This window comes from Polaromonas sp. YR568 (genome assembly GCF_943372955.1).
Classification (GTDB): domain Bacteria; phylum Pseudomonadota; class Gammaproteobacteria; order Burkholderiales; family Burkholderiaceae_C; genus Polaromonas.
Genome location: NZ_CALSAL010000004.1, coordinates 222,758 through 247,361, shown reverse-complemented (window position 1 = coordinate 247,361; position 24,604 = coordinate 222,758). Strand labels below are relative to the sequence as shown.

The 24,604-nt window shown below is 64.3% G+C and carries 23 protein-coding genes; 14 read left to right on the top strand and 9 right to left on the bottom strand.

What is annotated here, in order from left to right:
• Positions 1 to 82: 82 nt before the first annotated feature.
• Together AAG793_RS12785 and trpE are read right to left on the bottom strand one after the other, a co-directional pair.
• Positions 83 to 661 carry an aminodeoxychorismate/anthranilate synthase component II gene (locus tag AAG793_RS12785; RefSeq protein ID WP_341908670.1) on the bottom strand — a complete coding sequence of 193 codons (579 nt, stop codon included), beginning with the start codon at positions 659 to 661 and terminating at the stop codon, positions 83 to 85.
• Between the two features lie 5 nt (positions 662 to 666).
• Positions 667 to 2,166: an anthranilate synthase component I gene (trpE, locus tag AAG793_RS12780; RefSeq protein ID WP_341908669.1), complete on the bottom strand. Its 1,500-nt coding sequence runs from the start codon at positions 2,164 to 2,166 to the stop codon at positions 667 to 669.
• A 482-nt stretch (positions 2,167 to 2,648) separates the two neighbouring features.
• Between trpE and AAG793_RS12775 the strand changes: the two genes are divergently transcribed.
• Complete coding sequence (locus AAG793_RS12775) at positions 2,649 to 3,236, top strand: chalcone isomerase family protein (RefSeq protein ID WP_341908668.1); 588 nt, start codon at positions 2,649 to 2,651, stop codon at positions 3,234 to 3,236.
• 29 nt (positions 3,237 to 3,265) lie between these two features.
• On the opposite strand, the gene gph is transcribed toward AAG793_RS12775, so the two are convergent.
• The 5 genes from gph to rpe form a co-directional block, all read right to left on the bottom strand.
• A complete protein-coding gene (gene gph / locus AAG793_RS12770) occupies positions 3,266 to 3,979 on the bottom strand; it encodes a phosphoglycolate phosphatase (RefSeq protein ID WP_341908667.1) in 714 nt (237 codons plus the stop codon).
• A gap of 40 nt (positions 3,980 to 4,019) precedes the next feature.
• Positions 4,020 to 6,539, bottom strand: a complete 2,520-nt coding sequence (locus tag AAG793_RS12765; protein ID WP_341908666.1) for a PAS domain S-box protein — start codon at positions 6,537 to 6,539, stop codon at positions 4,020 to 4,022.
• Positions 6,540 to 6,638: 99 nt separating this feature from the next.
• Complete coding sequence (locus tag AAG793_RS12760) at positions 6,639 to 7,391, bottom strand: response regulator (protein ID WP_341908665.1); 753 nt, start codon at positions 7,389 to 7,391, stop codon at positions 6,639 to 6,641.
• A gap of 120 nt (positions 7,392 to 7,511) precedes the next feature.
• Positions 7,512 to 9,197 carry an adenylate/guanylate cyclase domain-containing protein gene (locus tag AAG793_RS12755; RefSeq protein WP_341908664.1) on the bottom strand — a complete coding sequence of 562 codons (1,686 nt, stop codon included), beginning with the start codon at positions 9,195 to 9,197 and terminating at the stop codon, positions 7,512 to 7,514.
• A gap of 42 nt (positions 9,198 to 9,239) precedes the next feature.
• On the bottom strand, positions 9,240 to 9,935 hold the full coding sequence (gene rpe / locus AAG793_RS12750; RefSeq protein ID WP_341908663.1) for a ribulose-phosphate 3-epimerase: 696 nt from the start codon (positions 9,933 to 9,935) through the stop codon (positions 9,240 to 9,242).
• A gap of 106 nt (positions 9,936 to 10,041) precedes the next feature.
• On the opposite strand from rpe, the gene apaG reads away from it, so the two are divergent.
• From apaG to thiL, 5 genes are all read left to right on the top strand, one after another.
• Positions 10,042 to 10,437, top strand: a complete 396-nt coding sequence (gene apaG, locus AAG793_RS12745) for a Co2+/Mg2+ efflux protein ApaG (RefSeq protein ID WP_341908662.1) — start codon at positions 10,042 to 10,044, stop codon at positions 10,435 to 10,437.
• Between the two features lie 59 nt (positions 10,438 to 10,496).
• Positions 10,497 to 12,461, top strand: a complete 1,965-nt coding sequence (locus AAG793_RS12740; RefSeq protein ID WP_341908661.1) for a site-specific recombinase — start codon at positions 10,497 to 10,499, stop codon at positions 12,459 to 12,461.
• Positions 12,462 to 12,702: 241 nt separating this feature from the next.
• Positions 12,703 to 14,013, top strand: coding sequence for a cation:proton antiporter (locus AAG793_RS12735; RefSeq protein ID WP_341908660.1), 1,311 nt, complete (start codon positions 12,703 to 12,705; stop codon positions 14,011 to 14,013).
• On the top strand, positions 14,003 to 15,139 hold the full coding sequence (locus AAG793_RS12730; protein ID WP_341908659.1) for a YbdK family carboxylate-amine ligase: 1,137 nt from the start codon (positions 14,003 to 14,005) through the stop codon (positions 15,137 to 15,139). The genes AAG793_RS12735 and AAG793_RS12730 overlap by 11 nt, the downstream gene beginning before the upstream one ends.
• Positions 15,140 to 15,215: 76 nt before the next feature.
• The gene (gene thiL, locus AAG793_RS12725) at positions 15,216 to 16,202 is read left to right on the top strand and encodes a thiamine-phosphate kinase (protein ID WP_341908658.1); all 987 of its coding nucleotides are present in this window, start codon (positions 15,216 to 15,218) and stop codon (positions 16,200 to 16,202) included.
• Here the strand turns inward: thiL and AAG793_RS12720 are convergent.
• Positions 16,190 to 16,612: a tautomerase family protein gene (locus tag AAG793_RS12720; protein ID WP_341908657.1), complete on the bottom strand. Its 423-nt coding sequence runs from the start codon at positions 16,610 to 16,612 to the stop codon at positions 16,190 to 16,192. The two genes, thiL and AAG793_RS12720, sit on opposite strands and share 13 nt — an antisense overlap.
• Here AAG793_RS12720 and AAG793_RS12715 point away from each other — a divergent pair.
• The 8 genes from AAG793_RS12715 to AAG793_RS12680 all read left to right on the top strand — a co-directional run bounded on the left by AAG793_RS12715 (position 16,597) and on the right by AAG793_RS12680 (position 21,719).
• Positions 16,597 to 16,977, top strand: a complete 381-nt coding sequence (locus AAG793_RS12715) for a hypothetical protein (protein WP_341908656.1) — start codon at positions 16,597 to 16,599, stop codon at positions 16,975 to 16,977. The two genes, AAG793_RS12720 and AAG793_RS12715, sit on opposite strands and share 16 nt — an antisense overlap.
• Positions 16,958 to 17,917, top strand: a complete 960-nt coding sequence (locus AAG793_RS12710; RefSeq protein ID WP_341908655.1) for a LysR family transcriptional regulator — start codon at positions 16,958 to 16,960, stop codon at positions 17,915 to 17,917. Before AAG793_RS12715 ends, AAG793_RS12710 begins: the two co-directional genes overlap by 20 nt.
• Positions 17,918 to 17,989: 72 nt before the next feature.
• Positions 17,990 to 18,547: a phosphatidylglycerophosphatase A gene (locus AAG793_RS12705; protein WP_341908654.1), complete on the top strand. Its 558-nt coding sequence runs from the start codon at positions 17,990 to 17,992 to the stop codon at positions 18,545 to 18,547.
• Positions 18,544 to 19,041: a nicotinamide-nucleotide amidohydrolase family protein gene (locus AAG793_RS12700; protein WP_341908653.1), complete on the top strand. Its 498-nt coding sequence runs from the start codon at positions 18,544 to 18,546 to the stop codon at positions 19,039 to 19,041. Before AAG793_RS12705 ends, AAG793_RS12700 begins: the two co-directional genes overlap by 4 nt.
• 64 nt (positions 19,042 to 19,105) lie before the next feature.
• On the top strand, positions 19,106 to 19,597 hold the full coding sequence (locus AAG793_RS12695) for a nuclear transport factor 2 family protein (protein ID WP_341908652.1): 492 nt from the start codon (positions 19,106 to 19,108) through the stop codon (positions 19,595 to 19,597).
• 23 nt (positions 19,598 to 19,620) lie between these two features.
• Complete coding sequence (locus tag AAG793_RS12690; protein ID WP_341908651.1) at positions 19,621 to 20,553, top strand: alpha/beta hydrolase; 933 nt, start codon at positions 19,621 to 19,623, stop codon at positions 20,551 to 20,553.
• Positions 20,554 to 20,582: 29 nt separating this feature from the next.
• Positions 20,583 to 21,056 carry an OsmC family protein gene (locus AAG793_RS12685; RefSeq protein WP_341908650.1) on the top strand — a complete coding sequence of 158 codons (474 nt, stop codon included), beginning with the start codon at positions 20,583 to 20,585 and terminating at the stop codon, positions 21,054 to 21,056.
• 24 nt (positions 21,057 to 21,080) lie between these two features.
• Positions 21,081 to 21,719 carry a DUF2238 domain-containing protein gene (locus AAG793_RS12680; RefSeq protein ID WP_341908649.1) on the top strand — a complete coding sequence of 213 codons (639 nt, stop codon included), beginning with the start codon at positions 21,081 to 21,083 and terminating at the stop codon, positions 21,717 to 21,719.
• 599 nt (positions 21,720 to 22,318) lie between these two features.
• Here AAG793_RS12680 and recG read toward each other — a convergent pair.
• A complete protein-coding gene (gene recG / locus AAG793_RS12675) occupies positions 22,319 to 24,574 on the bottom strand; it encodes an ATP-dependent DNA helicase RecG (RefSeq protein WP_341908648.1) in 2,256 nt (751 codons plus the stop codon).
• Positions 24,575 to 24,604 lie beyond the last annotated feature (30 nt).

Below are 24,604 nucleotides of genomic sequence, written 5' to 3'. Positions count from 1 at the left end.
ACGTCGCTCCGCCGGGCCGCCCCAAGGAGCGACAGCCCCCTCGGGGGGCAGCGCAATACACAAAGTGACAAGCGTGGGGGCATCATTTCTGCTCCAGAAAGTTCTTCAGCATGGCGTGGCCATGCTCGGTGAGGATGGATTCCGGATGGAACTGCACGCCCTGAATGGGCAGCGTCTTGTGGCGCACGCCCATGATCTCGCCGTCGTCGGTCCACGCCGTGACAGCCAGTTCATCGGGGCAGGATGATTTCTCGATTGCCAGCGAGTGGTAGCGGTTCACCACAAACTGCTCTGGCAGGTTGGCGAACACGCCTTGCTGCGTGGTGGTGATCACGCTGGTCTTGCCGTGCATCAGCTGCTGCGCCCGCACGATGTTGCCACCAAAGGCGGCGCCTATGGCCTGATGGCCCAGGCAAACACCAAGGATGGGCAGCTTGCCGGCGAAATGCCGGATCGCAGCGACAGAGATTCCGGCTTCGGCGGGCGAACACGGGCCGGGCGACACCACCAGCAAGTCCGGTGCGCGCGCGGCAATCTCTGCCACGGTGATCTCATCGTTGCGGAACACCTCAACATCTGCACCCAGCTCACCGAAATACTGGACGATGTTGTAGGTGAAGCTGTCGTAGTTGTCGATCATCAGGAGCCTGGTTTTTTTCATGGCGTTCACTCCAGTCCTTCCTCGACCAGCTCGCTGGCGCGCAGCAGCGCCCGCGCCTTGGCCTCGGTTTCCTTCCACTCCAGTTCGGCCACCGAGTCGGCCACCACACCCGCAGCCGCCTGCACATACAGGGTCTGGTCCTTGATGATGCCGGTGCGGATCGCTATCGCCACATCCATGTCACCGGCGTAACTGAGATAGCCACAGGCGCCGCCATACAGGCCGCGCTTGGTGGGTTCAAGCTGATCGATCAGTTCCATCGCATGCACCTTGGGCGCGCCCGTCAGCGTGCCGGCGGGGAAGGTGGCCTTCAGCACGTCCATGCTTGACATGCCATCCAGCAAGGTGCCCTCGACATTGCTCACGATGTGCATGACGTGGCTGTAGCGTTCCACCGCGAAAGCCTCGGTCACCTTCACGGAGCCGATCTTCGCAATACGGCCAATGTCATTGCGGGCCAGGTCAATCAGCATCACATGCTCGGCGCGCTCTTTCGGGTCGTTCACCAGTTCCTGTTCGACGGCCTTGTCGGCCTCGGGTGATGACGCGCGGGGACGTGTACCGGCGAGCGGTCGAATCGTGATCTTCTGCTCCTCGCCGACTTTCTCCTGCCGTACCAGAATCTCTGGCGAGGCCCCAACCACATGGAAATCCCCGAAGTGGTAGTAATACATATAGGGCGAGGGATTGAGCGCGCGCAGGGCGCGGTACAGGCTCAGCGGCGACTCGGTGTAGCGCTTTTTGATGCGCTGGCCGACCTGCACCTGCATGAAGTCGCCCGCCTCGATCAGGCGCTTGGCGCGCTCCACGGCGGCCAGGTAGTCGGCCTTGGCAAAGTCACGCTCAGCTGGGTGCGACTGTGATGGCTTCACGACTGGCGCGCTCACTGAATATTTGAGCTGTTCCTTCAGTTCACGCAGGCGCTTTTTCGCGTTGGCAAAAGCTTCCGGCAGGGCCGAGTCGGCGTAGACGATGAGGTAAAGCTTGCCCGAAAGGTTGTCAATGACCGCCAGCTCCTCGCACTGCAGCAGCAGGATGTCGGGGCAGCCCAGTGTGTCTGGCGGACAGGAGGCTTCGAGCTTTTTCTCGATGTAGCGCACGGTGTCATAGCCGAAGTAACCGGCCAGTCCACCACAAAAGCGTGGCAGCCCCGGGCGCAACGCGACCTTGAAACGCTTCTGGTATTCGCTGATGAAGTCCAGCGGATTGATGCGCGAAGTCTCGACCACCCGGCCGTCGGTCACCACCTCGGTCAGCACATCGGCGCCAAAACCAGAGGAACGTACCAGCGTGCGCGCTGGCAAGCCGATGAAGCTGTAGCGGCCAAAGCGCTCGCCGCCCACCACCGACTCCAGCAGAAAGCTGAAACGCCCGCCGTCTTTGGCATTGGCCAGTTTGAGGTAGAGCGACAGCGGGGTTTCGAGGTCGGCGAAGGCCTCGGCCATCAGCGGAATGCGGTTGAAGCCCTGGCTGGCCAGGCTTTTGAATTCAAGTTCTGAGATCACGGTCAATCCTTCATGCGGGGGCCGCGCACTCATGGGGCTGAGGCGTGCCGCGGGTCATTCGGCTGGCTCCCGGGACGGGGGCCGGAGGTGCTTTTGCAGGCTGCAAAAGCGCATCAAATTAGGAAGGGGGGTGTCGCAGGTCCTGCGGACGATGCGCGGGGAAAGGCATGGCAGCCCACCCGCAGACGCCTCAGGCGCGCGAGGAATGACAGGTACGCCAAGGCCAGGCTCCCCGGTCTGCACAACCTGTTCGAAAGATGCGATGGATGAACATGAGCTGCAAAGTGTATCAAACCACTGGAACTGGCCGGCGCGCGCCCGAGGGCGCCCTGTTTCGCTGCACCGACGGCTCCCCACCGGGCTAGAGCTGGCGTACTAAACCCTGACATCGCAAACCCTGTAGCGGCGCCACGTGACTCCCCGCCACAATAACAGCACAAAACGAACGGTCGTTCTATTTCAACGATTCTGGAGACATTTTCATGACCATCATTCAACGTGGCCTGGCCAGCCTGACCGGCCTGCTTCTGTGCATGGGCGCCTGGGCGGCACCTGTCGACATCTCGGGCGTCAAAATCGCCGACCCGGTTGAACTGCAGGGCAGCAAGCTGCAGCTCAACGGCGCAGGCATCCGCTACAAGGCGGTGTTCAAGGTCTACGTCGCGGCACTTTACACAGGCAAAAAAATCGCCACGCCTGAAGAGTTGTACGCGGCGCCAGGCCCCAAGCGCATCAGCATCACGCTGCTGCGCGAGATCGACTCCAACGAACTGGGCAAGGGGTTCACCAAGGCCTTTGAAGAAAACTCGCCGAAGTCCGAGATGGCCAAGATGATTCCGGGCCTGGTGCGGATGGGACAGATCTTCGCTGACCAGAAAAAGCTGCTGCCCGGCGAGAACTTCACCATCGACTGGATTCCGGGGACGGGCGCAGTGATCACCGTCAAGGGCAAGCCACAGGGCGAGCCGTTCAAAGAGGTCGAGTTCTTCAACGCCCTGATGCGCATCTGGGTGGGTCCACAGCCCGCCGACTGGAAGCTCAAGGACGCCCTGCTCGGCAAACCCGCCTGACCGCTCGGGCACCCGGAGCGGCCAACCCCTCAGGCCACGGCCTTCCAGCGCAACTCGGCCAGTGAATCGACAAAGCCATCGGCATCGATGGCCTTCACCGGCTGGCCGTGGTTGTAGCCATAGGTGACCAGCACCACCGGGCAGCCAGCGGCCCTGGCTGCCTGCGCATCGTTGCTGGAATCGCCCACCATCAGCGTGCGTGCCGGCGCAGAGCCGAGAAATTCACAGGACTTGAACAGGGGCAGCGGGTCGGGCTTCTTGCGCTCGAACGAGTCGCCGCCGAACACCTGGCTGAAAAACCTGTCGAGACCTTTCAACGCCAGCAGCTCGCGGGCAAAGCCCTGCGGCTTGTTGGTCAGGCACAGCAGGCGCAGGCCCGCCGCCTGCATCTGCTGCAGTCCATGCTGCACGCCCGGGTACACCTCGGCGTGACGGCCGTTGACCACCGCATAGTGCTGCTGGTAGCTGGCAAAGGCCGCGTCGTAATCGGTGAAGTCCCGGACACCACAGCGCTGAAGGTGCGCCATCACCGAGCGGATCAGGTGCTCGGAGCCCTTGCCTACCATGGTGTTGACGGTAGGCGCATCCATCAGAAAAGGCGACTGCCCGGCGGGCGTGAGCGCGGCAATCATGCGGTTGATGGCTGCAACAAAGTCGCCCATGGTGTCGATGAGCGTGCCGTCGAGGTCAATGATCACGGCATCGAAGGCCGCACGGTCCAGCGCAGTCAGGGTCAGTGGCATCTGCAATTCAGAGTGAGAACGGAAGAAAAGGCCAAACGCGTCAGGCCGCGCGCGATTTTGCAACAGCGCGCCGGATAGTTTTGCGCAGCATGGCCTCGTTGATGGGCTTGTCGAGCCAGTCGGTGACGTCCAGCGACTGGTATTGCGGCTGCATCCGCGCTTCGGCCGCCGTCACCGACAACACCACCACCGGCAGCTGCCGCGTCTTGGGGCTGCTGCGCAGCTCGCGCAGGAAATCCAGCCCGTTTTGCGACGGCAGCTTGATGTCCATGGTCATGGCCGCATAGGCGGTCATCTGGAGGTACTCGCGCGCCTGAGCCGGGCTGTGGGCAATGTCGGCGTCAAAGCCGTCACCATCCAGCATCAGGGCGAGCAGTTTGGCCACGTCCTGGTCGTCCTCGCAGATCAGGATGCGCGGCCGCTCGCCACCGAAAAGACTCATGGGCGCACTGACCGCCGGCGCCTCGCGCCATTCGGGCAATTCGAAGTAGAACGTGGTGCCCACACCGATTTCTGTGGTGAAGCCCATGGTGCCCTCCATGCGCTCCACGATGGCGCGGGAGATGCTGAGCCCCAGGCCGGTGCCGCCCTTCTGGCGCGTGTCTGACGAGTCGGCCTGTGAAAACTTCTGGAAGATGCGCTGGCGGAATTCTTCCGGAATGCCCGGCCCCTTGTCAGTCACCTCAACCCGTGCAATGCCCGCTTTCCAGCGCAGCCGGACCGTCACGGTCTCATTGACGGGCGAGAACTTGATCGCGTTGGACAGCAGGTTGGTCACCACCTGCACCAAGCGGTCGCTGTCGGCGTACACCATCACGGCAAACTTCTCGGCCTTCAGGGCGACCTTAACGTTGTGCTGCATGGCAAAGCCTTCGTTGGCCGAAATGGCCTGCTCCAGCAACTCCTGCATGTCCAGCGGGAGCAGGTCAAAAGTCACCTTGCCGGATTCGATTTTTTCGCTGTCAAGGATGTCGTTGATGAGGCGAATCAGCCGCTCGCAATTGGTCCGTGCAATATCCACCAGCGCCCTGGCCTTGTCGGGCAACTGACCGGCCACACCGCCCATCACCAGACCGAGCGAGCCGCGAATGGAGGTCAGCGGCGTGCGCAATTCGTGGCTGACTGTCGAGACGAATTCGCTCTTCATGCGGTCGATCCGCTTGAGTTCTGTCACGTCGTTGCCGAGCGCGAAGAACCCGATCACCTGGTCTTCGGCCGCGTCCTCGCCATAGCGCGGAAAATAGTTCATCACGTATTCGCGCCACTCGCCTGAGGCGGTCATCTGACGGCGCTCGTAGCGCACCGAATAACCGGACAGTACCTCGCGCACATGCGGCTCGACCACGGCGTACAGCTCGGGGCCCAGCACATCGGCCATGTAACGGCCCTCGATCTGCGCCTGCGTGCGGCCCAGCACTTCCTGGTAGGCCTTGTTGTGGAACTGGAAACGCTGCTCGGCATCCACGTAGGCAATCAGTGCGGGCACGGTGTCGGTCAGCTGGCGCAGCTGTTCCTCGCTGTTGCGCAGGGCCTCGGTGATGCGCTGGCTTTCGGTGATGTCGTGGATGATGGCCGTGAACAGGCGCCGCCCGCCGACATTGACATCACCGAAAGACACACTGACCGGAAACTCCACACCATCGCGGCGAAGCGCGAGCGTCTTGGTGTCCCACTCGCGGAAACCCACCTCGCGCTTGGGCAGCGTGGAGAAAAACGCCTCGAAGCCCATGCGGTAACGCTCTGGCAGCAAGAGCGTGACCTTCTGGCCCAGCAGTTCATCGGCGCGGTACCCGAACATGTGCCGCACCGCCGTGTTGGCGCTCACCACCACGCCATCGGCAGAGGCTGTAACCAGCCCCTCCGCCATGCTGTCGGTGATGGCGCGGCTCATGGCCTCGCTGTCGGTGAGTTGGGCCTCCACCAGACTCTGCCGGCGCTGTGCGCGTTCCAGCCGGCTGATGGCCCACCAGAATGTCAGCAGCGACAGCAGACCACTGACCAGAATCAGCCGCTTGGCCATTTCCGAGGAGCGCTCGGTATCGACCTTGGATTTGGCGATCGACTGGCTGCTGGCGTTCTTGATCTGGCCAAAGAGCTTGTCAATCTCGTCGTCAAGCTGCCGGTTCACCGGGCTGCCCGCCCTGGCGGCAGCGGCTTCCAGCCCCTGCTCACCGCGCGCCTGTGCCGTCAGGTCCATGGACTGGACGCGCTGCGCAATCAGGTCACGCAGCGGGCGGATGTCGTCCTGGCTCTGGGTCGGCAACACGTCCTTGCCGATGAGCGCCGTGAGCTGGTTGGCCAGCAGGTCGCGCGACTTCTGGTAGGCCACAAGGTCCCCCGGCTGCGCCGTCAGCACATAGCGCCGCAGCAAGGCCTCGGTGAACCTGAACTGGGCGACCACCCGCTCAAGCACGATGGTGCCTTCCTGGTTTTTCGCCTCTTCGCGCGCATCCTCGACCAGCGTGCCAATCGTCAAATAGGAAATGGTGACGCTGATGACCAAGAGGGCCAGCCCCAGCGCCAGCATGACGCGGGTGGAGATGCGGGAAATCGCCTTCATGACAGCATTTTTCGCTGACAGGGATACAGCCATTGTTGTGGAGTCACCGTGAGCCTGATGATCGGGGGATGCAAGGCTGGCCGCTGACGACCGGCGGGGCTAATGAAGACCCATCACGGTCCGCACCGCTTGCAGGAGTGAATCGGTTTCGACTGGCTTGGTGATGTAGCCGTCGGCGCCGCGCGACAAGCCCTTGAGCACCGCCTCCCGGCTGGACTTGCCCGTCAGCATGATGACCGGCACATCCTTGAGCCGGGGATGGGCGCGAATCTTGGACAGGATGTCAAAACCGTCCGCATCGGGCAACACCACATCGAGCAGGACCAGATCCGGAACCGGCGGTTTGCGGAACTCGGCCACCACCTCTTCGCGGTTGCCGGCGATGCGGACATCAAACCCCTCGTAAATCAGGTAATGGCTGAGGAACTTGGCCAGGGGCGCTTCGTCGTCCACCAGGATGGCCGAGTACTTCTCCCCGGGCGCCAGCCGGCGAACTGGCGGGCGGGTGCGGGCGATGCGCACGTAATAGTTGTTGCTGGCCAGCGAGGCAGCGCAGGCCTCTGCCTCGGAGTCGTCTTCCATCAATGCGAACTGGCTGACATGCATCTGCAGCGAATCGGCAAACGGGTCGGGCTCGGCCTGCTCGATCAGTCCCCGCCGGATCAGCGATGCCAGCACCAGGTCAAACCCGGCAATGGTGGATTCGTGCATGCCCAGCTGAATCTGGCTGAGCGCCAGCTTGCCGTCGATCCGTACCAGCAGGTCCAGCTCTTCCGACGAGAGGGTCGTCACGGCGCCGCGCAGCTCTTCCCTCCCCTTGGAGGTCACTGTGTAGATGTCGTTGTACTGCAAGGCTCAGCTCCTGTGCTGGAGGGGGCGGCTGGAATGGTCGGCTGGTGCCCACCGCCTCCCCGAAGCTTAACGTATCGGCGGTCACCCGAATACGCGCCTGATCCCTGTGCCAGCACGGGATCAGTTCGGCCGGTGCGCCCGCTCGAACGCGGCATCCAGCGCTGCCAGCAGACTGCTCAGCGCGGGCTCCATCTGATCGAGCAGCGCCATCAGCTGGTCAACGGGCGCCTTGGCGGAAATCCCGTGTTCCAGTGCCGTTGCACCCTCAGCCACGGCGGTGGCACCAATCTGGGCGGACATCCCTCGAAGCGAGTGGGCCAGGCCTTCGGCGCCGGCCAGGTCGCCGGCTGCAATCGCATCACGTATCTGCCGGGCCGACTGGCGTCGGCCATCGCGGTAACGCTGGAGCATGGAGGCGTACAGCGCCTTCATGCCCATGGCGCGGGTCAGACCCAGTGCAATGTCCAGTCCGGCAATCGGTGCGGCCAGCAGCTGATCGGCCAGATCCGGCGTGGTTGGATGAGGGGCTGGCTGTGGGCTTGCCTGCGCGGCGACCGGAACCGCTACCGGGGTCAGCCCTGCGACCGCACCGGGCGTAGCTTCCAGCCGGGCGAGCGCTGCGCGCAGATCGGCCGCCGCTTCCGTGCGTGCCATCCCGGTCAGCTGGCCCACATCCATGTCCAGTCGCAGGCCCGGCCGGTTGCAGCGGATGACGTCGGGCGCGCCAGCGGTAAGGCGTGGCTGCCGCACGGCATGCACGGTGATTGGTTCCGCAAATCCTTTGGCCACCACCGGCGGCCGTGGGTCGGATTCGATGTCGTCCCGGACCAGTGCGTGGGTTTCCGCCGAGATCAGTATTTCGCCGGGCTCGGCGGCCTGCTCCAGGCGCGCGGCGAGATTCACCTCGCGCCCGATGATGGTGTAGTCCATGCGCAGCTTGCTGCCGAAGTTGCCCACGTCGCAGTAGCCGGAGTTGATGCCGATGCGAATCTCGAAAATCTTGTGAATACCCATCGCACGCCAGCGCACCTGCAGCTCCTTAAGCCGCTGCTGCATGGCCACTGCCATGCGCACGCACTGCAGGGCGTCTTCGCGCGGGCCAAGGGTGTGAGGATCGCCGAAGAAAATGACGATGGCATCGCCAATGAATTTGTCCAGCGTGCCGCCAAAATCCGCCGCCACCAGCGACATTTCTTCCAGGTAGCTGTTGAGCAGGAGGGTCACTTCCTCGGGCTGCCACTGGGCGGTGGAGGCGGTGAAGTTCTTGATGTCTGAAAAGAACACCGTCAGGCGCTTGCGCTGGGTCTGGATTTCGGCCTGCCTCGATCCGTCAAACAGCGACTGGTACACCTGCGGCGCCAGGTAGCGCGACAGCTGCTCGGACAGCGCCTTGAGCCGCTGCGCATTGGCGCTGCGCTCCAGATGCAGCTTCACACGGGCCAGCAGGATGGGCGGGCTGATGGGTTTGAAGATGTAGTCGGTGGCGCCCATGTCCAGACCGCGCTGCTCTTCTTCCACACTGCTCAGCGCGGTGAGGAAGATCACCGGAATGTCTGCGCTGCGGGCCTGATGACGCAGCTTTTCCATCACCTCGTAGCCATTCATGTCGGGCATCACGACGTCGAGCAGGATCAGGTCAGGCCGCTCGGTGGACAGCGCCATCTCCAGGCCCTGCTGGCCCGAGGCGGCGGCCATGACCTCGTGCGCATCCGCGAGCAGGCTGGTCAGAAAGAACCGGATGTCGTCGGAATCCTCGATCAGCAAGATGCGCGGCCGGATCGCTGCGCTGACGGATGGCGGGTTCAAGGTCAGGTCCGGTGAGGGGTCGAGCGGCTGACGGTACCCGGCTCAGCCCGCCAGAGCCGAACGCATGGCGTCGACCACCGCCTTGTAATCCGGTTTGCCAAAAATGGCACTGCCGGCCACAAAGGTATCGGCGCCCGCAGCGGCCACACGTGCGATGTTGTCGGTCTTGATACCACCGTCCACTTCGAGCCGGATGTCCTTGCCCGATGCGTCGATGCGGGCCCTGGCCTGCTCGATCTTGCGCAGGGCCGAATCGATGAAGCTCTGACCGCCAAAGCCGGGGTTGACGCTCATGATGAGAATCAGGTCGATGTCGTCAATCACCCAGTCGAGCACGCCCATGGGCGCTGCCGGGTTGAACACCAGACCGGCCTTGCAGCCCTTGGACTTGATGGCCTGGATGCTGCGGTGTACATGACCCGAAGCGTCGGGGTGAAAGCTGATCAGGTCAGCGCCCGCATCGACAAAGGCGGCAGCCAGCGCATCGACCGGCTGCACCATCAGGTGCACGTCGATCGGAACCGCGGTGCCATCGGCTTTCTTCGCATGGGGCTTGAGCGCCTGGCAGATCATCGGGCCGAAGGTCAGGTTGGGCACGTAATGGTTGTCCATCACGTCAAAATGGATCCAGTCGGCACCGGCGGCAATCACCGCCTTGAGTTCATCGCCAAGACGGGCGAAATCGGCAGACAAAATGGAGGGGGCGATACGGTACACGGGCGCGGTTTTTTGACTCATGGCACGATTGTGGCAGCAAGCGCGCCTATCGTCACCAGACTGTGACCGAGTGTCGCCGGGCGCCGATTCCACACGGTTAACATGCAGGCCAACGTTTTCTTCCGCCATGTCCAAATACCAGTTTTCATGCGATGTCGTCCCCCAGTACCTGCCCGACCAGTCGGCGCCGGACGAGAACATCTATGGCTTTGCCTACACCGTCACGCTGACCAACACCGGCGATGTGGCGGCCCAGCTGATTTCACGGCACTGGGTCATCAGCGATGCCAACGGCCACACCGAAGAAGTCAAAGGGCTGGGCGTGGTCGGGCACCAGCCCTTGCTCAAACCTGGCGAGTCCTTTCAGTACACCAGTGGATCGCGGCTGCGCACACCCACCGGCACCATGCACGGCAGCTACTTCTGCGTGGCCGAGGACGGCGCCCGCTTTGAAGTTCCGATCGCGATGTTCGTGCTGGAAGCACAAACCGGCGGCAGTGCCTCCGGCCGCGTTCTGCACTGACGCGCCTTGCCACATCCTCACCCGCATCCTGTGTTCACGACCTGCACCCCACGAACGGCATGAAAGACCTGGCTGAACTGCTCAAGGCACTGGACCCGGAGGCGGACATCCCGGCACGGCACGTCTGGCTGATACAGGCTTTCAAGTGGATTCGCGGTGACGCCACTTCGGCACCGGCTGCAGCCGCCCGGCTTCAGGCCCTGATGGACGCCGTGGCCGCGCAGCCCGAGTTGCATGCGCGACTGCAGGCGTGGTGGCAAACGCTGGTGCGCACGGTGGACATCACCACCCTGCTGGCCGATTTCGGCTTCGCTCCCAGGACAGCGTTCGTCAGCGAGCTGGCCGAGCGCCTGCGCCGCAAGCTGCTGCCCGGCACGCCAGAGACCACCGACGCTGCCGAACTGTTTCCGCTGGTGGCCCCAACCCGCTTTGACGCCCAATGGCTGTCGGCCATCAGCGATGCCCAAGCCAGCCAGCTGGCCGCGCTGCTGTCTGCAGATCAGGCACGCGACACCCTGCAATGGCAGTACAGCCTGATGGACGCGCTGACCTACTGCACCGCGCAGATCCGCGCCACCGGCTTTGCGCCTGAGCTCCGGCTGCGCATGAACCGTGACTCTCCGCATGCCCGAGCTTTCCATGCGCTGCCCAGCGACGTGGACGGGCTGCGCAACGCTTTCTTTCGCACCGAGCGCGACGAGGTGCTGCTCAACGCGGCTCTGGCCCAGTACCGGGAACGGCTGGACGCCTGTCGCCAGGCGGTCAACAGCATCTATGCGCACCTGGAAGACAACGGCATTTCGGTGGGCATGGTGTTCCGGTTGCGCCAGCTGCGCGAGCGCATGCTGCGGGTGCGCGAGCTGCTCGACAGCCTGACCTCGCCAAATCCGGCGGCCGCAGCCATCAAGCTGCTGGCGCGGCGCGTCATCACTGCGCAGGAAGGCAAAAGCGTGGGCGCGCTGATCAGCGCCAACTCCACGCTGCTGTCGGCCAAGATGGCCGAGCGCAGTGCCGAAGCTGGCGAGACCTACATCACCCGCAATCGCCATGAATACCGCGAGATGCTCGGCAAGGCCATGGGCGGTGGTGCGATCACGGCGCTGACCACGCTGCTGAAGTTTGCCGTGGTCGCGGTGGGCCTGTCGGCCTTCTGGAGCGGCTTCTGGGCCGGTCTGTTTTACGCCACCAGCTTCATCGTGATACAGCTGCTGCATTTCACGCTCGCCACCAAGCAGCCGGCCATGACGGCGCCGGCGATGGCAGCGAAGCTCAAGGACCTGGGCGCCACCGACAGCCCGAACACCGTGGAGTCGTTCGTTGACGAGGTCACCCACCTGGTGCGTTCGCAGGTCGCAGCGGTGTTCGGCAATGTATTCATGGTCATTCCGGCGGTGCTGCTGGTGAACGTGTTGATCGTGCTGCTTCTGGGCAGACCGATGATCAGCGCCAAGGAAGCCCAGTACGTGCTGGGCACACTGACCTTGCTGGGCCCCACGCTGCTGTGGGCCGGATTCACCGGCTGCATTCTTTTTGCCGCCAGCCTGATTGCGGGCTGGACTGAAAACTGGTTTGTGCTGCACCGTCTTGATTCAGCCTTGCGGCACAACCCGCGCTTCACCTCGGTACTGGGCGCCGCTCGCGCGGATCGCTGGGCCCGCTTCATGCGCCGCAACATCTCCGGCTTTGCGTCCAACATCGCGCTGGGCTTCATGCTCGGCCTGATTCCGCCCATCACCGGTTTCTTCGGGCTGGAGCTGGAGGCGCGCCATGTCACGCTCTCCACCGGACAGCTGGCCGCAGCGGCAGCGTCGCTCGGGCTGGAGGCCTTCCGGCACAGTCTGATCTGGTGGTGCATCGCGTCCATCCCCCTGATTGGCGCCCTCAATCTTGGTGTGAGTTTTTACCTTGCGTTTCGTTTGGCGCTGCAGGCACACAACGTGAGCGGCGTGGATCGCGCACTGATTCGCAGCGCCATCTGGGCCCGCTGGCGCCAGCGGCCGCGCAGCTTCTTTGTGCCTGATTGAGATTAAAGTGATACCTGCACGCAGATGGTGCAGCCAGAGGCGGCATCGTCGGCCTTGTCCTACAGCCTGTTTTGTCTCAGGGCTGTAAATTCTTGAAACATTGTTCTTTTCGCTGACAGCCTCCAGCGCACAGGCCTCTACAGGCTTGGTGACAGTCTTCTGACTGCCCGCCGCTCGCGCCGGAGTGCCACGACCTCAATCAGAGCAGGCCCCCTGCGGCCCGCTGACATGGAGATCGCCCATGAATGAAATCCTGGCCATCTGGGCCGAATGGATCAAGCCTTCCGCAGGCTTGCCGACGGTTCAATGGTCCATCCTGCTGGCCGTTGCCGCAGCGGCGGGTCACCTCTTCAATCGCTACAGCGGCCTGCCCAAGGTGGTCGGCTATTCCCTGGTAGGCGGCGTTGCCGGCCTCGCCGGCTTCACGGGAGCGGCCTGGCCCTTGCAGGGCACCGGCCTCTTCCTGCTCGAGCTTGCGGTGGCCGTGGTGCTCTTTGAGGCCGGTGGTCGCATTCCGCTGCGCTGGTTCCGGCACAACCCCATGGTGCTGGTGCAAAGCCTGACGGAATCGGTCTTGACCCTGGTGCTGGTCTATGCTGCGCTTCGCTTCATGGGCGTGCGTGAGGTGGTGTCGGAGTCCCTGGCGCTGCTGGCCATGGCTGCCTCGCCTGCGGTGCTGGCGCGTGTGGCGATCGACACCCGCGCCGCAGGCCCGGTGACCGACCGGGCACTGGTGCTGTCCACGCTCAGCACGCTGTATGCACTGACGCTGTGCAGTGCGCGCGCCGGCATGATGCCGCGTGGTGAATCCGGACTGACCAGCACGCTTTATCCGGTGCTGGTGGTCCTCGGGCTGTCGGTGGTGGTCGGTGCCGTGCTCGCCCTCACGCTACGCACCGCGCTGCGCGTGATGAGCCCGACCAGCGAGAACACCGCCATCCTGCTGCTGGCCATGATTGCCGCTGGCGCGGCCCTGGCCGCCCACTTTGGTGGATCGGCCCCGCTGGCTGCCCTTTTGGGTGGCATGCTGCTCAAGCAGCTGAACCCGAGGCCGTGGTCGTGGCCGCGTCAGATGGGTACCGCCTCGTCCATGCTGACCATGCTGATGTTTGTGCTGGTGTCGGTGGTGGCCGCACAGGCCGACTGGAGCCTGCCCGTGGTGGGCCTGGTGATCGTGCTGGTGCTGGCGCGCTTCGTCGCCAAGATTGGCGGCGTGGCCATTGGCAACGTAGGCACGGGTGCCAGCTGGACGCAGGCCTTGTGGGTCGGGTGTGCGATGACGCCGATGTCATCGGTGGCGTTGTTGCTGGTATCGCAGTTCGTCGCATCGGCCCCCAGCGTTGTGGGCCGGCAGATCGCTGGTGTGGCCTTGCCCGCCATTCTCTTGATGGAACTGCTCGGCGCCGTGCTGGCCACGCTGGCCATTTACCGGGCCGGTGAAAGTTCCAAGCCCTGGGTGTGGCTGTCCCGCACCCCCGCACCGGCGGTGGCACCAGCTGTGCCATCGGCCACCACACCCGCACCCCGGACTGGAGTCGCGCATGAGTCTTGAACCTTTTCAGAAGTCTGCTGCACTGTCGCTGGGCGTCGAGCTGGAGCTGCAGCTGGTCAACACGCACGACTACGACCTCGCGCCGTACGCCGAGGACATGCTGCGCCTGATGAAGAAAATTCCGCTGCCAGGCTCGGTTGTGCCGGAGATGACCTCCAGCATGATCGAGGTGTCCACCGGCGTCTGCCAATCGTCTTCCGAAGTGCTGGGGCAGCTCTCGCAGATTCGCGATGCGCTGGTCAAGAGCGCCGACAAGCTCAACATTGCGGTGGTCGGTGGCGGCACGCACCCGTTCCAGCAGTGGCATGAGCGCCGCATTTACGACAAGCCGCGCTTTCGCGAACTGTCGGAGCTGTATGGCTACCTCTCCAAGCAGTTCACGATTTTTGGCCAGCACGTCCACGTGGGCTGCCCCGACGCAGACACCGCCCTGCTGACGCTGCACCGCATGTCTCGCTACATCCCGCACTTCATTGCGCTGTCGGCGTCATCACCCTACGTGCAGGGACAGGACACCGCATTTGACTCGGCCCGCCTGAACTCGGTATTTGCCTTCCCGCTTTCCGGGCGTGCGCCGTTCGCGCTGACCTGGGACGACTTCACGGTCTACTTCGACAAGATGACGCGCACCGGCGTGGTCAAAAGCATGAAGGACTTCTACTGGGACATCCGCCCCAAGCCAGAGTTCGGCACCATCGAAATTCGCGTGTTCGACACGCCGTTGACCGTGGAGCGGGCCACGGCACTGGCGGGCTATGTGCAGTCGCTGGCGTCGTGGTTCATGAACGAGCAGCCCTTCATGCCGACCGAAGACGACTACCTCGTCTACACCTACAACCGCTTCCAGGCCTGCCGCTTTGGCCTCGATGCGGTGTATGTAGACCCGGCAACTGGCCAGCACATGCCGCTGCGCGAGCACATCCTGATGACCATGAGCCAGATCGACCGCCACGCCAACAGCGTGGGCGCCAGTGCCGCGCTGCACATGCTGCGCACCAGCGTGGACCGGGCCGACAACGACGCCCGCTGGCTGCGCGAGCGCCAGGGCGAAGAGCAACTGCTGGCCGAAGTCATCCGCCAGGCCGCAGACCGCTTTCGCGGCGGCATCACGCACCATCAGGCTTGATAAGGACTGACCCAGACTGGAGCCATGGGTCAACCGCCGATACGGCTTTCGATGAAGCTGCCTGTATGCTTGTCGCATGGGTGAGTTTGACCTGATTGCACGCTACTTCACACGCCCCTCGCCGAAGGCCGCGCTGGGTGTGGGCGACGACTGCGCGCTGCTGCAACCTGCGCCAGGAACGCAGCTGGCCATCTCCAGCGATATGCTGGTCGAAGGCCGGCATTTTTTTCCGGATGTCGATCCCTTCACGCTGGGCCACAAGGCGCTGGCGGTGAACCTCAGCGACCTGGCCGCATGTGGCGCGAAGCCACTGGCCTTCACGCTCGCGCTGTCACTGCCGCGTGTTGATGAGGACTGGCTTGCTTCGTTCTCGCGCGGCCTGTTGGAATTGGCCGATGCCCATGGCTGCGAACTGGTCGGTGGCGACACCACGCAGGGCCCGCTGAACATCTGCATCACGGTATTCGGCGAGGTGCCGGTGGTGGCTGGCCGCAGCCAGGCACTGCTGCGCTCGGGCGCGCGGGCTGGCGATGACATTTACGTCAGCGGCACACTGGGTGACGCCCGGCTGGCGCTGGAGGCGCTGCGCGGCCGCATCGCCCTGCCACCGGCACTGCTTTCGGACGCGCGGAATCGGCTGGAGCAACCCACGCCACGGGTTGCTCTGGGCCAGGCGCTGCGCGGTGTGGCGTCTGCTGCCATTGATGTCAGTGACGGCCTGCTGGGCGACCTGGGCCACGTGCTGCGCTTGTCGAAGGTCGGAGCCTCTGTCGAGGCGCCGCTTGTGGCGGGCCTCATGGCGGTCACACGCCATCCGGAGTGGTCCAGCGAACTGCTGCTGTCCGACACGCTGCAGGAGTACGTGCTGGCCGGCGGCGACGACTACGAGCTGGCCTTCACCGCACCACCGTCGGCGCGCGAGGCGGTGGCAGAGGCGGCCCGGCAGTCCGGCACACCGGTCACCCGGATCGGAGCGATCGAGGCGCAACCGGGCTTGCGAGTGCGCGGCGCCGATGGTCAGCTTCTGACCAGGCGCTACGCCTCCTTCGATCACTTCGGTTGACTCGCCATCACCATTGGCCCACCGGTAGCCAGCTTGCGGGCACGCTGCGTGCGGCCACCATAGCCCCAGTCCGACGCGGGCAGCTCGCGCACCACCACATAGCTCGCTTCTGCCAACGGTACACCGCCGCCGAGCTGAAGCTGCAGCTCGTCAAACGCCGTACGGATAAACGTTTCCTTCTCCGCTGGCGTGTTGGTGCCAGCCGTGATGCTGATCTCCAGCAAGGCGGTCGGCGCCGCCGCCTGCGAATGAATGTACCAGCGGTCGGCCGGCACGGCATCGATCACCACTGCCGTCACTTCGGGCCGCTTGCCCAAAAGGCTGGCGGTGATCGCCGTCAATGCCTCGGCAAGGCGTGCATGGACCTCGGCGCTGGCCGGAGGGGAAAGCTTGAGTGTCAGCACTGGCATGGTTTCTCTCCTGCGAAGCCTGGCGCGTTGGTGTGGCGCAGTGGATGCCTGATGGCATTCACCAGACGCAAGGCCTGGCATGCCGCGTACGACCAGAAATCAACGATGGCCTGATGGCGAAGCGCATGGGCACGGCGCCGTGCGGCGTCGTGAATGCGCTGGTATTCGAGAAGCTGGTGTTGCCTGTTCATGGCCTGTCCTTTCATTGGTGCATCCAGCGGTTGCTGGTGAATATCACTGTAGGCAGTGCCCTGCATCGGCGAAACCGCATGGCCCGCAATTGGGTTTTGCTGCGGCTGCAAAACAGCGCCTGCCGCGAACACCGGTTACCGCTACCATCGCCCCATGCGCGACCTGAGCTTTGACGACATGCACCTGTTTGCCCGCGTGGCCAGCCTCGGCTCGCTGTCGGCCGTCGCGCGGGAGCGTGATGTCCCGGTCAGCCAGATCTCGCGTGCGCTGTCACGCATCGAGAAAGCCTGTGGTGCACGGCTGGTCCACCGCAGCACGCATGGCCTGAACCTGACCGCTGAAGGCCAGACGCTGGAAACCTATTGCCGCCGCCTGATCGGCACGCTGGACGAGCTGGAGGGCGAGTTCTCGGCCCAGACCGGTCAGGCCAGTGGCTGGGTGCGCGTGGCCTGCAGCACCGTGGTCGCGGAGTACCTTCTGATTCCGAGTCTGGACAGCCTGTACCGGAAGCATCCCCACCTGTGCGTCGATCTGCAGGTCGATGACCGGCTGGTGGACATGGTCCATGACGGCATCGACGTGGCCATTCGCACCGGTACGCCGAGCACCGATACCGTGGTTGCGCGCCCGCTCGGGCTGCTGGGCCGCAGGCTGTACGCCACGCCCGCCTATCTGAAGGCGCAGGGCATGCCGCGGCATCCAGACGATTTACGGCAGCACCGGCTGATCAGCAACAGTGGGGTGCCTGTACTCAACCACTGGCCGTTCGTGGTGGAGGGGCGACCCTCCGTCGTGATCGCCGAAGGGCAGTGGCGCTCCGGTAACACCGGCATCACGGCACGGCTGGCATTGAGCGGGCTGGGCATCGCTCGCCTGGCCACGATGGTGGCCGAGCCGCTGGTGCGCCAGGGCCTGCTGGTGCCGGTGCTGCCGGAATTCGTCGACGAGCAGCCCAGCCCGATTCATGCAGTCACGCTCACCGCGCGGCACCGCCTGCCCAAGATCAAGGCCTGCATTGACCACTGGGCGGCGTGGTTCGCAGCTGCTGCAGACGCACAACCGGCACCGGCCGGTTCAAAACCGCGTAAGAAGGCAGTCGTCCGCAGGCCATGAGCAGCCCTCGGGACCTGTCGATAATCAGAGCTCCTGCTCCTCACCACTGCCCGCTTCTTTCTGATGACTCCCATGACCACGCCGCTGTCTGGCGACTCCAGCGCCCCTCCTGCCGGTGCGCAACCTCCCGGTGCGCCGCTCAAGCCCTCGTCCCGTTTCATGCTGGCGTACCCCGCGCACGCCATCGCGCTGGGCTTTGGTGCCGGCCTCAGCCCGGTGGCGCCTGGAACGGCTGGCACGCTGTGGGCCTGGCTCTCGTTTCTGGTGCTGCAGAACTGGCTGTCGCCTGCCGAGATGGGCGTATTGATTGCGGTGTCCACAGGGGTCGGCTGGTGGGCCTGCACACTGACCGCCCGCCACATGGGCGTGCTGGACCCGGGCAGCATCGTGTGGGACGAAGTGGTCGCCTTCTGGCTGGTACTGTGGCTGGTGATGCCCGCAGGTTTCGGTGCCCAGGTGGTGGCCTTTGTGCTGTTCCGGTTTTTTGACGCGGTCAAGCCCGGGCCAGTGGCCTGGGCCGACGCCACCTTCAAGGGCTTTGGCTGGCGCGGCGGCTTTGGCATTCTGTTCGACGATTTCGTGGCGGCGTTTTGCACGCTGCTGGTGATTGCCGCGTGGAGGTTCTGGTGAACAGCCCAGTGTCGCCCCAAGTGGAGCAACTCGCCGCTCTGCTGTTGCAGCGTCAGGCCCTGCTGGCCACGGCCGAAAGCTGCACCGGAGGGATGATCGCTGCCGCCTGCACTGATATGGCCGGCTCCAGCACCTGGTTTGAGCGCGGCTTTGTGACGTACTCCAACGACGCCAAGACCGATCTGCTGGGCGTTGATGCGGCGTTGATCCGCCAGCACGGTGCGGTCAGCGAGCCGGTTGCCCGCGCCATGGCGCAGGGCGCGGTCGCGCGCTCACGCGCACAGGTCGCCGTGGCCGTCACCGGCGTGGCCGGCCCGACTGGCGGCAGTGTGGAAAAGCCGGTGGGTACCGTCTGGTTCGGTTTCTCGCTGCCCGGTCAGGTCCTGACCGAGAGGCAGCGGTTTGATGGTGACCGCGCAGCGGTGCGCAGGGCTACCGTGCATCACGCGCTGCAGCGCCTTCTGAATCTGCTCGGACAGAACCCTGACGCCTGAGCGATGCTGACGCTGCACCTCTCCGTCTAGAGTCCATGGTTGCACTGCTGAAGAAGAATTCGCCATGCCTCCAAACAAGACCACACTGGAAACCTTCTACACCGCGTTTGCCCGGCTGGACGCCGACACCATGGCCGCCTGCTACGCCCCGGATGCGGTATTCGACGACGAGGCGTTCTCGCTGCGCGGCCACGAGCAGGTGACAGGCATGTGGCACATGCTGTGCGACGCCACCAAAGCCCGCGGCATGGACGCGTGGAAACTCAGCTTTGACGGCATCGAATCCGACGAGCGCACGGGCAAGGCACACTGGCAGGCGTGGTACCGCTTCAGCGCCACCGGCCGACTGGTGCACAACCGCATCGACGCGCAGTTCGAGTTCAACGACCAAGGTCTGATTTACCGCCACCGCGACCGCTTTGATTTCTGGGCCTGGAGCCGCCAGGCACTGGGCCTGCCCGGCCTGCTGCTGGGCTGGACACCCTGGCTGCGCGGCAAGGTCCGGGGGCAGGCGGCAGCGAACTTGCAGAAATACCTGGCCCAACGCCGACGTTGAGCCTCAACCCGGGGAGAGCATCCATGACATGGTTTGACGGTTTCGATCAGCGCAGCTTCGAGGTCAATGGCACCACCATCAACGCACGGGTCTCCCGAACTGTTCTGGGTGAGCCGCTGCGCCCGCCCCTGCTGCTGTTGCACGGCTTCCCTCAGTCGCACGTGATGTGGCACCGCGTGGCAAAGCAGCTGGCGCCGCACTATTTTCTGGTCATGCCCGACCTGCGCGGCTACGGCGATTCTTCCAAGACCGCCGGGCTGCCCGACCACAGCAACTACAGCAAGCGCAACATGGCGCATGACATGGTGAGCGTGATGGACGCGCTGGGTGTGAGCACCTTCTTTCTCGGCGCCCACGACCGTGGCGGGCGGGTCGCGCACCGGCTGGCGCTGGACCACCCCACACGCGTGCAGAAACTGTGCGTGATCGACATCGCCCCCACGCTGGACATGTACGAAGGCCGAGGCATGACCGAACCCTACATGGCTTTTGCGCAGGCCTACTACCACTGGTTTCACATGCTGCAGCCGGCGCCGCTGCCGGAGATCATGATGGGTGCCAACCATCCCGAGACCGCGCGCGCCTACCTTCACGCCAAGCTCGGCGGCTGGGGCAGTGCCGGACTGAGCTACATCGAGCCGCAGGCGCTGGCCGAGTACGAGCGATGCTTCTGCAACGCCGAGGCACTGCACTCGGCCTGCGAAGACTACCGCGCCAGCGGCGGCATTGACCTGGAGCACGACAGGGACAGCCGCGCCCGCCACGCCAAGGTGGCCTGCGACATGCTGGTGCTGTGGGGCGAGCGCGGCGTGGTGCACCGGCTGTTTGATCCGCTGGCGCTGTGGGTTGCCCAGTGCAGCGGCGAAGTCTCTGGCCACGCGATGCCTGCAGGGCATTTCATTCCAGAAGAACTGCCCGAGGCCACAGCGAAAGCCCTGCGCCATTTCTTCAACTGAGCTGAATCATTGCAACCCTGGAGCCCTTGATGTCACGCTACACCGCAGAAGTCACCTGGAGCCGCGAGGGCGGCGACTTTTTGGGCAACCGCTACAGCCGCAAGCACCTGCTGCGTTTTGACGGCGGCCTCGAAATCCCAGGTTCCTCGTCGCCGCAGGTGGTGCCGCTGCCGATGTCTGATGCATCGGCACTGGACCCGGAAGAAGCCTTTGTCGCCTCGCTGTCGAGCTGCCACATGCTGTGGTTCCTGTCGATTGCCGTCAAGCACCGTTTCTGCGTGGAGCACTACACCGATGCCGCTGTTGGCGTGATGGAGAAAAACGCCGAAGGCAAGATCGCGATGACCGTTGTCACCCTGTATCCCGAGGCCACCTTCTCCGGTAGTCGCGTGCCGACAAAAGAGGAACTCGAAGCCATGCACCACGAAGCGCATGAGGCCTGTTTCATCGCCAGCTCCGTCAAGACAGAAGTGCGCTGTGAACCAGCGATGCGCACTGCATGATCTGACCCACATGAGCGCGCCCGCATGAACCGCTGGCCTCTGCTACTGGGGCTGAACCTGTCGGTACTGGTGGCGCTGGTGTGCTCAGGCCTCTCGCCACACGACCGTGCCACCTGGGCACTCGAAGTGGCACCAGCGGTGATTGCCGCACCCATCCTTTGGATGACTGGCAAGCGCTACCCCATCACCACGCTGCTGTACATCCTGATCGCTGCGCACATGCTGGTGCTGATCCTAGGCGGCACCTACACCTATGCGCGGGTCCCGCTGGGGTTCTGGCTCCAGGACCTGTTTCACCTGAGCCGCAACCCCTACGACAAGATCGGCCACTTCATGCAGGGGCTGGTACCCGCGATGGTGGCGCGCGAGGTGCTGCTGCAACGCGGCGACCTGAGCCACCGGGGCATGACGGCTTTCCTGTCAATTTGCGTGGCGATGGCAATCAGCGCGGTCTATGAATTGCTGGAGTGGTGGACGGCTCTGGCCATCGGCCAGGGGGCTGATGCGTTTCTGGGGACGCAAGGTGATCCATGGGATACGCAGTCCGACATGTTTCTGGCGTTGATTGGGGCGGTGGTGGGGATGGTTTTGTTGGCGCGGTGGCAGGATAGGCAGATGAGGGGGTTTGCCGTTACGTGGCGGCGGTCGTTGGCTTTGAACTGATTTTGGGTTGCTTGCTGAGGCCTGAGGCCGGGACTCGCCCCGGCGGGCGAGGCACTTTTCTTTGCTTCGCCAAAGAAAAGTTCCCAAAAGAAAGGCGACCCGAAGTCTGGGTCCCTGCGCTGCGCTACGGGCAACCTGTGCTGCTCGATTACGGCGGCAGTCCGCACAACTCGCCTTCGGCTCAAACAAGTGCGGCCTGACCCTCCGCCTCCATCTGCGCTGCTCGGCCCAGCCACACGGGGCAATCGGGAGCGGATACCCGAAAGCGAATACAACAAGGACACGCCAAGGCGTGTCCTTGGGAAGTTCGGTATTTGTCTTATGTCTTGTTGCCTCCAACCCTTGTGAATGCGCCGAGGAGCGGAGGTTCAGGCGGATCAGGGCTGGCGTTGTCTGAGCGAAGCGAGTTTAGCCAGACCCCGCCTGGACCGAGCACCGCAGGTTGCCCCGTAGCGCAGCGGAGGGGACGCAGGCACCAGGGTCGCCTTTTCTTTTGCTTACTTTTCTTTTGGCGACGCAAAAGAAAAGTGAGTTGCTGCCGGGCAACCCCCGGCTCCGAATCTCAGCAATGCACCGAGCCCTCGGACCCCCCCCAAAACCTAGGCCTTCAAAAACTCCGCCTTCCCCCCCAACCACCGCAAAACATGCCTCTGCGCCAGATCCCCCCGCTGATCCAGCATCACCGGCGCCAGCGCACGCGCCCAGGCCAGCAGTTCGGTGTCGGTCGCCAGATCGGCAAAACGCAGCAGGGGCGCACCCGACTGCCGGGCGCCGAGGAATTCGCCGGGGCCGCGGATTTCCAGATCGCGGCGGGCGATCTCGAAGCCGTCGTTGGTCTGGGCCATGGCCTTGAGGCGCTCGCGCGCCATCTCGCCCAGCCGGGGGGCGTCGCCAGTGGAATACAGCAGCACGCAGGCCGATGCCGCCGCGCCGCGCCCGACCCGGCCGCGCAGCTGGTGCAGCTGGCTGAGACCAAACCGCTCGGCGTGCTCGATCACCATCAGCGAGGCATTGGGCACATCCACCCCGACCTCGATCACCGTGGTGCTGACCAGCACGCCCATTTTTCCGCTGGTGAACTCGGCCATCACCGCCTTCTTCTCGGCCACCGGCATGCGCGAATGCAGCAGGCCCACCGCCACGCCCGGCAGTGCGGCGCTCAGCGTCTCATGGGTCTGAGTGGCATTGACAAGATCGATCGATTCACTTTCTTCAATCAACGGACAGACCCAGTAAATCTGTCGCCCTTCAGCGAGTTGTCCGCGGATACGTTCGACCACCTCATCGCGCCGCGCGTCGTTGACCACCTTGGTCACGATGGGCGTGCGCCCGGGCGGCAGTTCGTCGATGGTGGAAACGTCCAGATCAGCGTAATAACTCATCGCCAGCGTGCGCGGAATCGGCGTGGCGGTCATCATCAACAAATGAGGCTCCACCCCCGTTGTGGGCTCACTGCGTGTATCCGCCTCCCCCCTCGAGGGGGCGACACCCTGCGGCCCGGCTGAGCCGGTTCCGCGGTGTCCCTGGTTCAACTCCCCCACACCCACGACGTCTGTCATCTTGCTGCGCAGTGCCAGACGCTGGGCCACGCCAAAGCGGTGCTGCTCGTCGATGATGGCCAGCGCGAGGTTCTTGAACACCACCTTGTCCTGGATCACGGCATGGGTGCCTACCACCAGCGCGGCCGCACCGCTTTCAATCAGCGCCAGCGCTTCGCGCCGCTCCTTGGTCTTTTGGCTGCCGGTGAGCCAGGCGGTGGTGATGCCCAGCGGCTCCAGCCAGCTGATGAGCTTGCGGAAATGCTGCTCGGCCAGAATCTCCGTCGGCGCCATCAGCGCGCACTGCCAGCCGGCGTCAATGCAACGCGCAGCCGCCAGCGCCGCGACCACGGTCTTGCCCGCGCCCACATCGCCCTGCAGCAGCCGGTGCATGGGCACGTTTTTCTTCAGATCGGCCTCAATCTCGGTACACACCCGCTGCTGCGCCGCCGTGAGCCGGAACGGCAGGCGTTCGAGCAACTGGTCATGCAGCGTGCACTGGGTGCCACGCAGCGCGAGACCTGCCAGCGACGGTGCCCGCATGGCCGCGCGGATGCGCCGCGCCTGCAGCTGCGACAGCTGCTGGGCCAGCAGTTCCTCGGCCTTCAGGCGCTGCCAGGCCGGGTGGCTGCGGTCTTCCAGCGTGGCGAGCGACACGTCGGGCGTGGGGTGATGCAGAAACTGCAGCGCGTCGCGCAGGCTCCAGAGGGGTTGTTGCAAAGACGCGGTCGAGGGAATGGTTTCGCTCAGGTCGGCGCGGGCCACACCGCCCAGCACCGCCTTGCGCAGATAGGCCTGCGGAAGACCGGCGACGGTCGGGTACACCGGCGTCAGTGCGCCCGGCAGCTCACCGCCGGCCAGCTTGAAACTGGGGTGCACCATCTCGCGGCTGATGAAGCCGCCGCGAATCTCGCCGCGCACCCGCACATGCGCTCCCACGCTCAGGGTCTTCTGGTGCGAAGGGTAGAAGTTGATGAAGCGCAGCACGCAGGTATCGCTGCCATCATCGACCGTCACACGCAATTGGCGGCGCGGGCGGAAGGTGACTTCGCTGTGGGTTACCCGGGCTTCGATCTGCACCAGATCACCGTCGCGGGCGTCAGCCAGGCGGACGATGCGGGTTTCGTCTTCGTAGCGAAGCGGCAGGTGCAGGGCCAGATCAATATCGCGGCGCAGGCCGAGCTTTTCCAGTGCCTTCTGGGCCGGCGACTTGGGTTCAGCCTTCGAAGGTTTCGCGGACGTGTCTGCCGGCGGGGAAGGCTGCGCCCCGGCGGCGGGTACCGCTTTTTTTCGGGGGGAAGTGCCGGAAGGGGGCATGGGACAATTGTGCCGTTAACCCCATGTCGT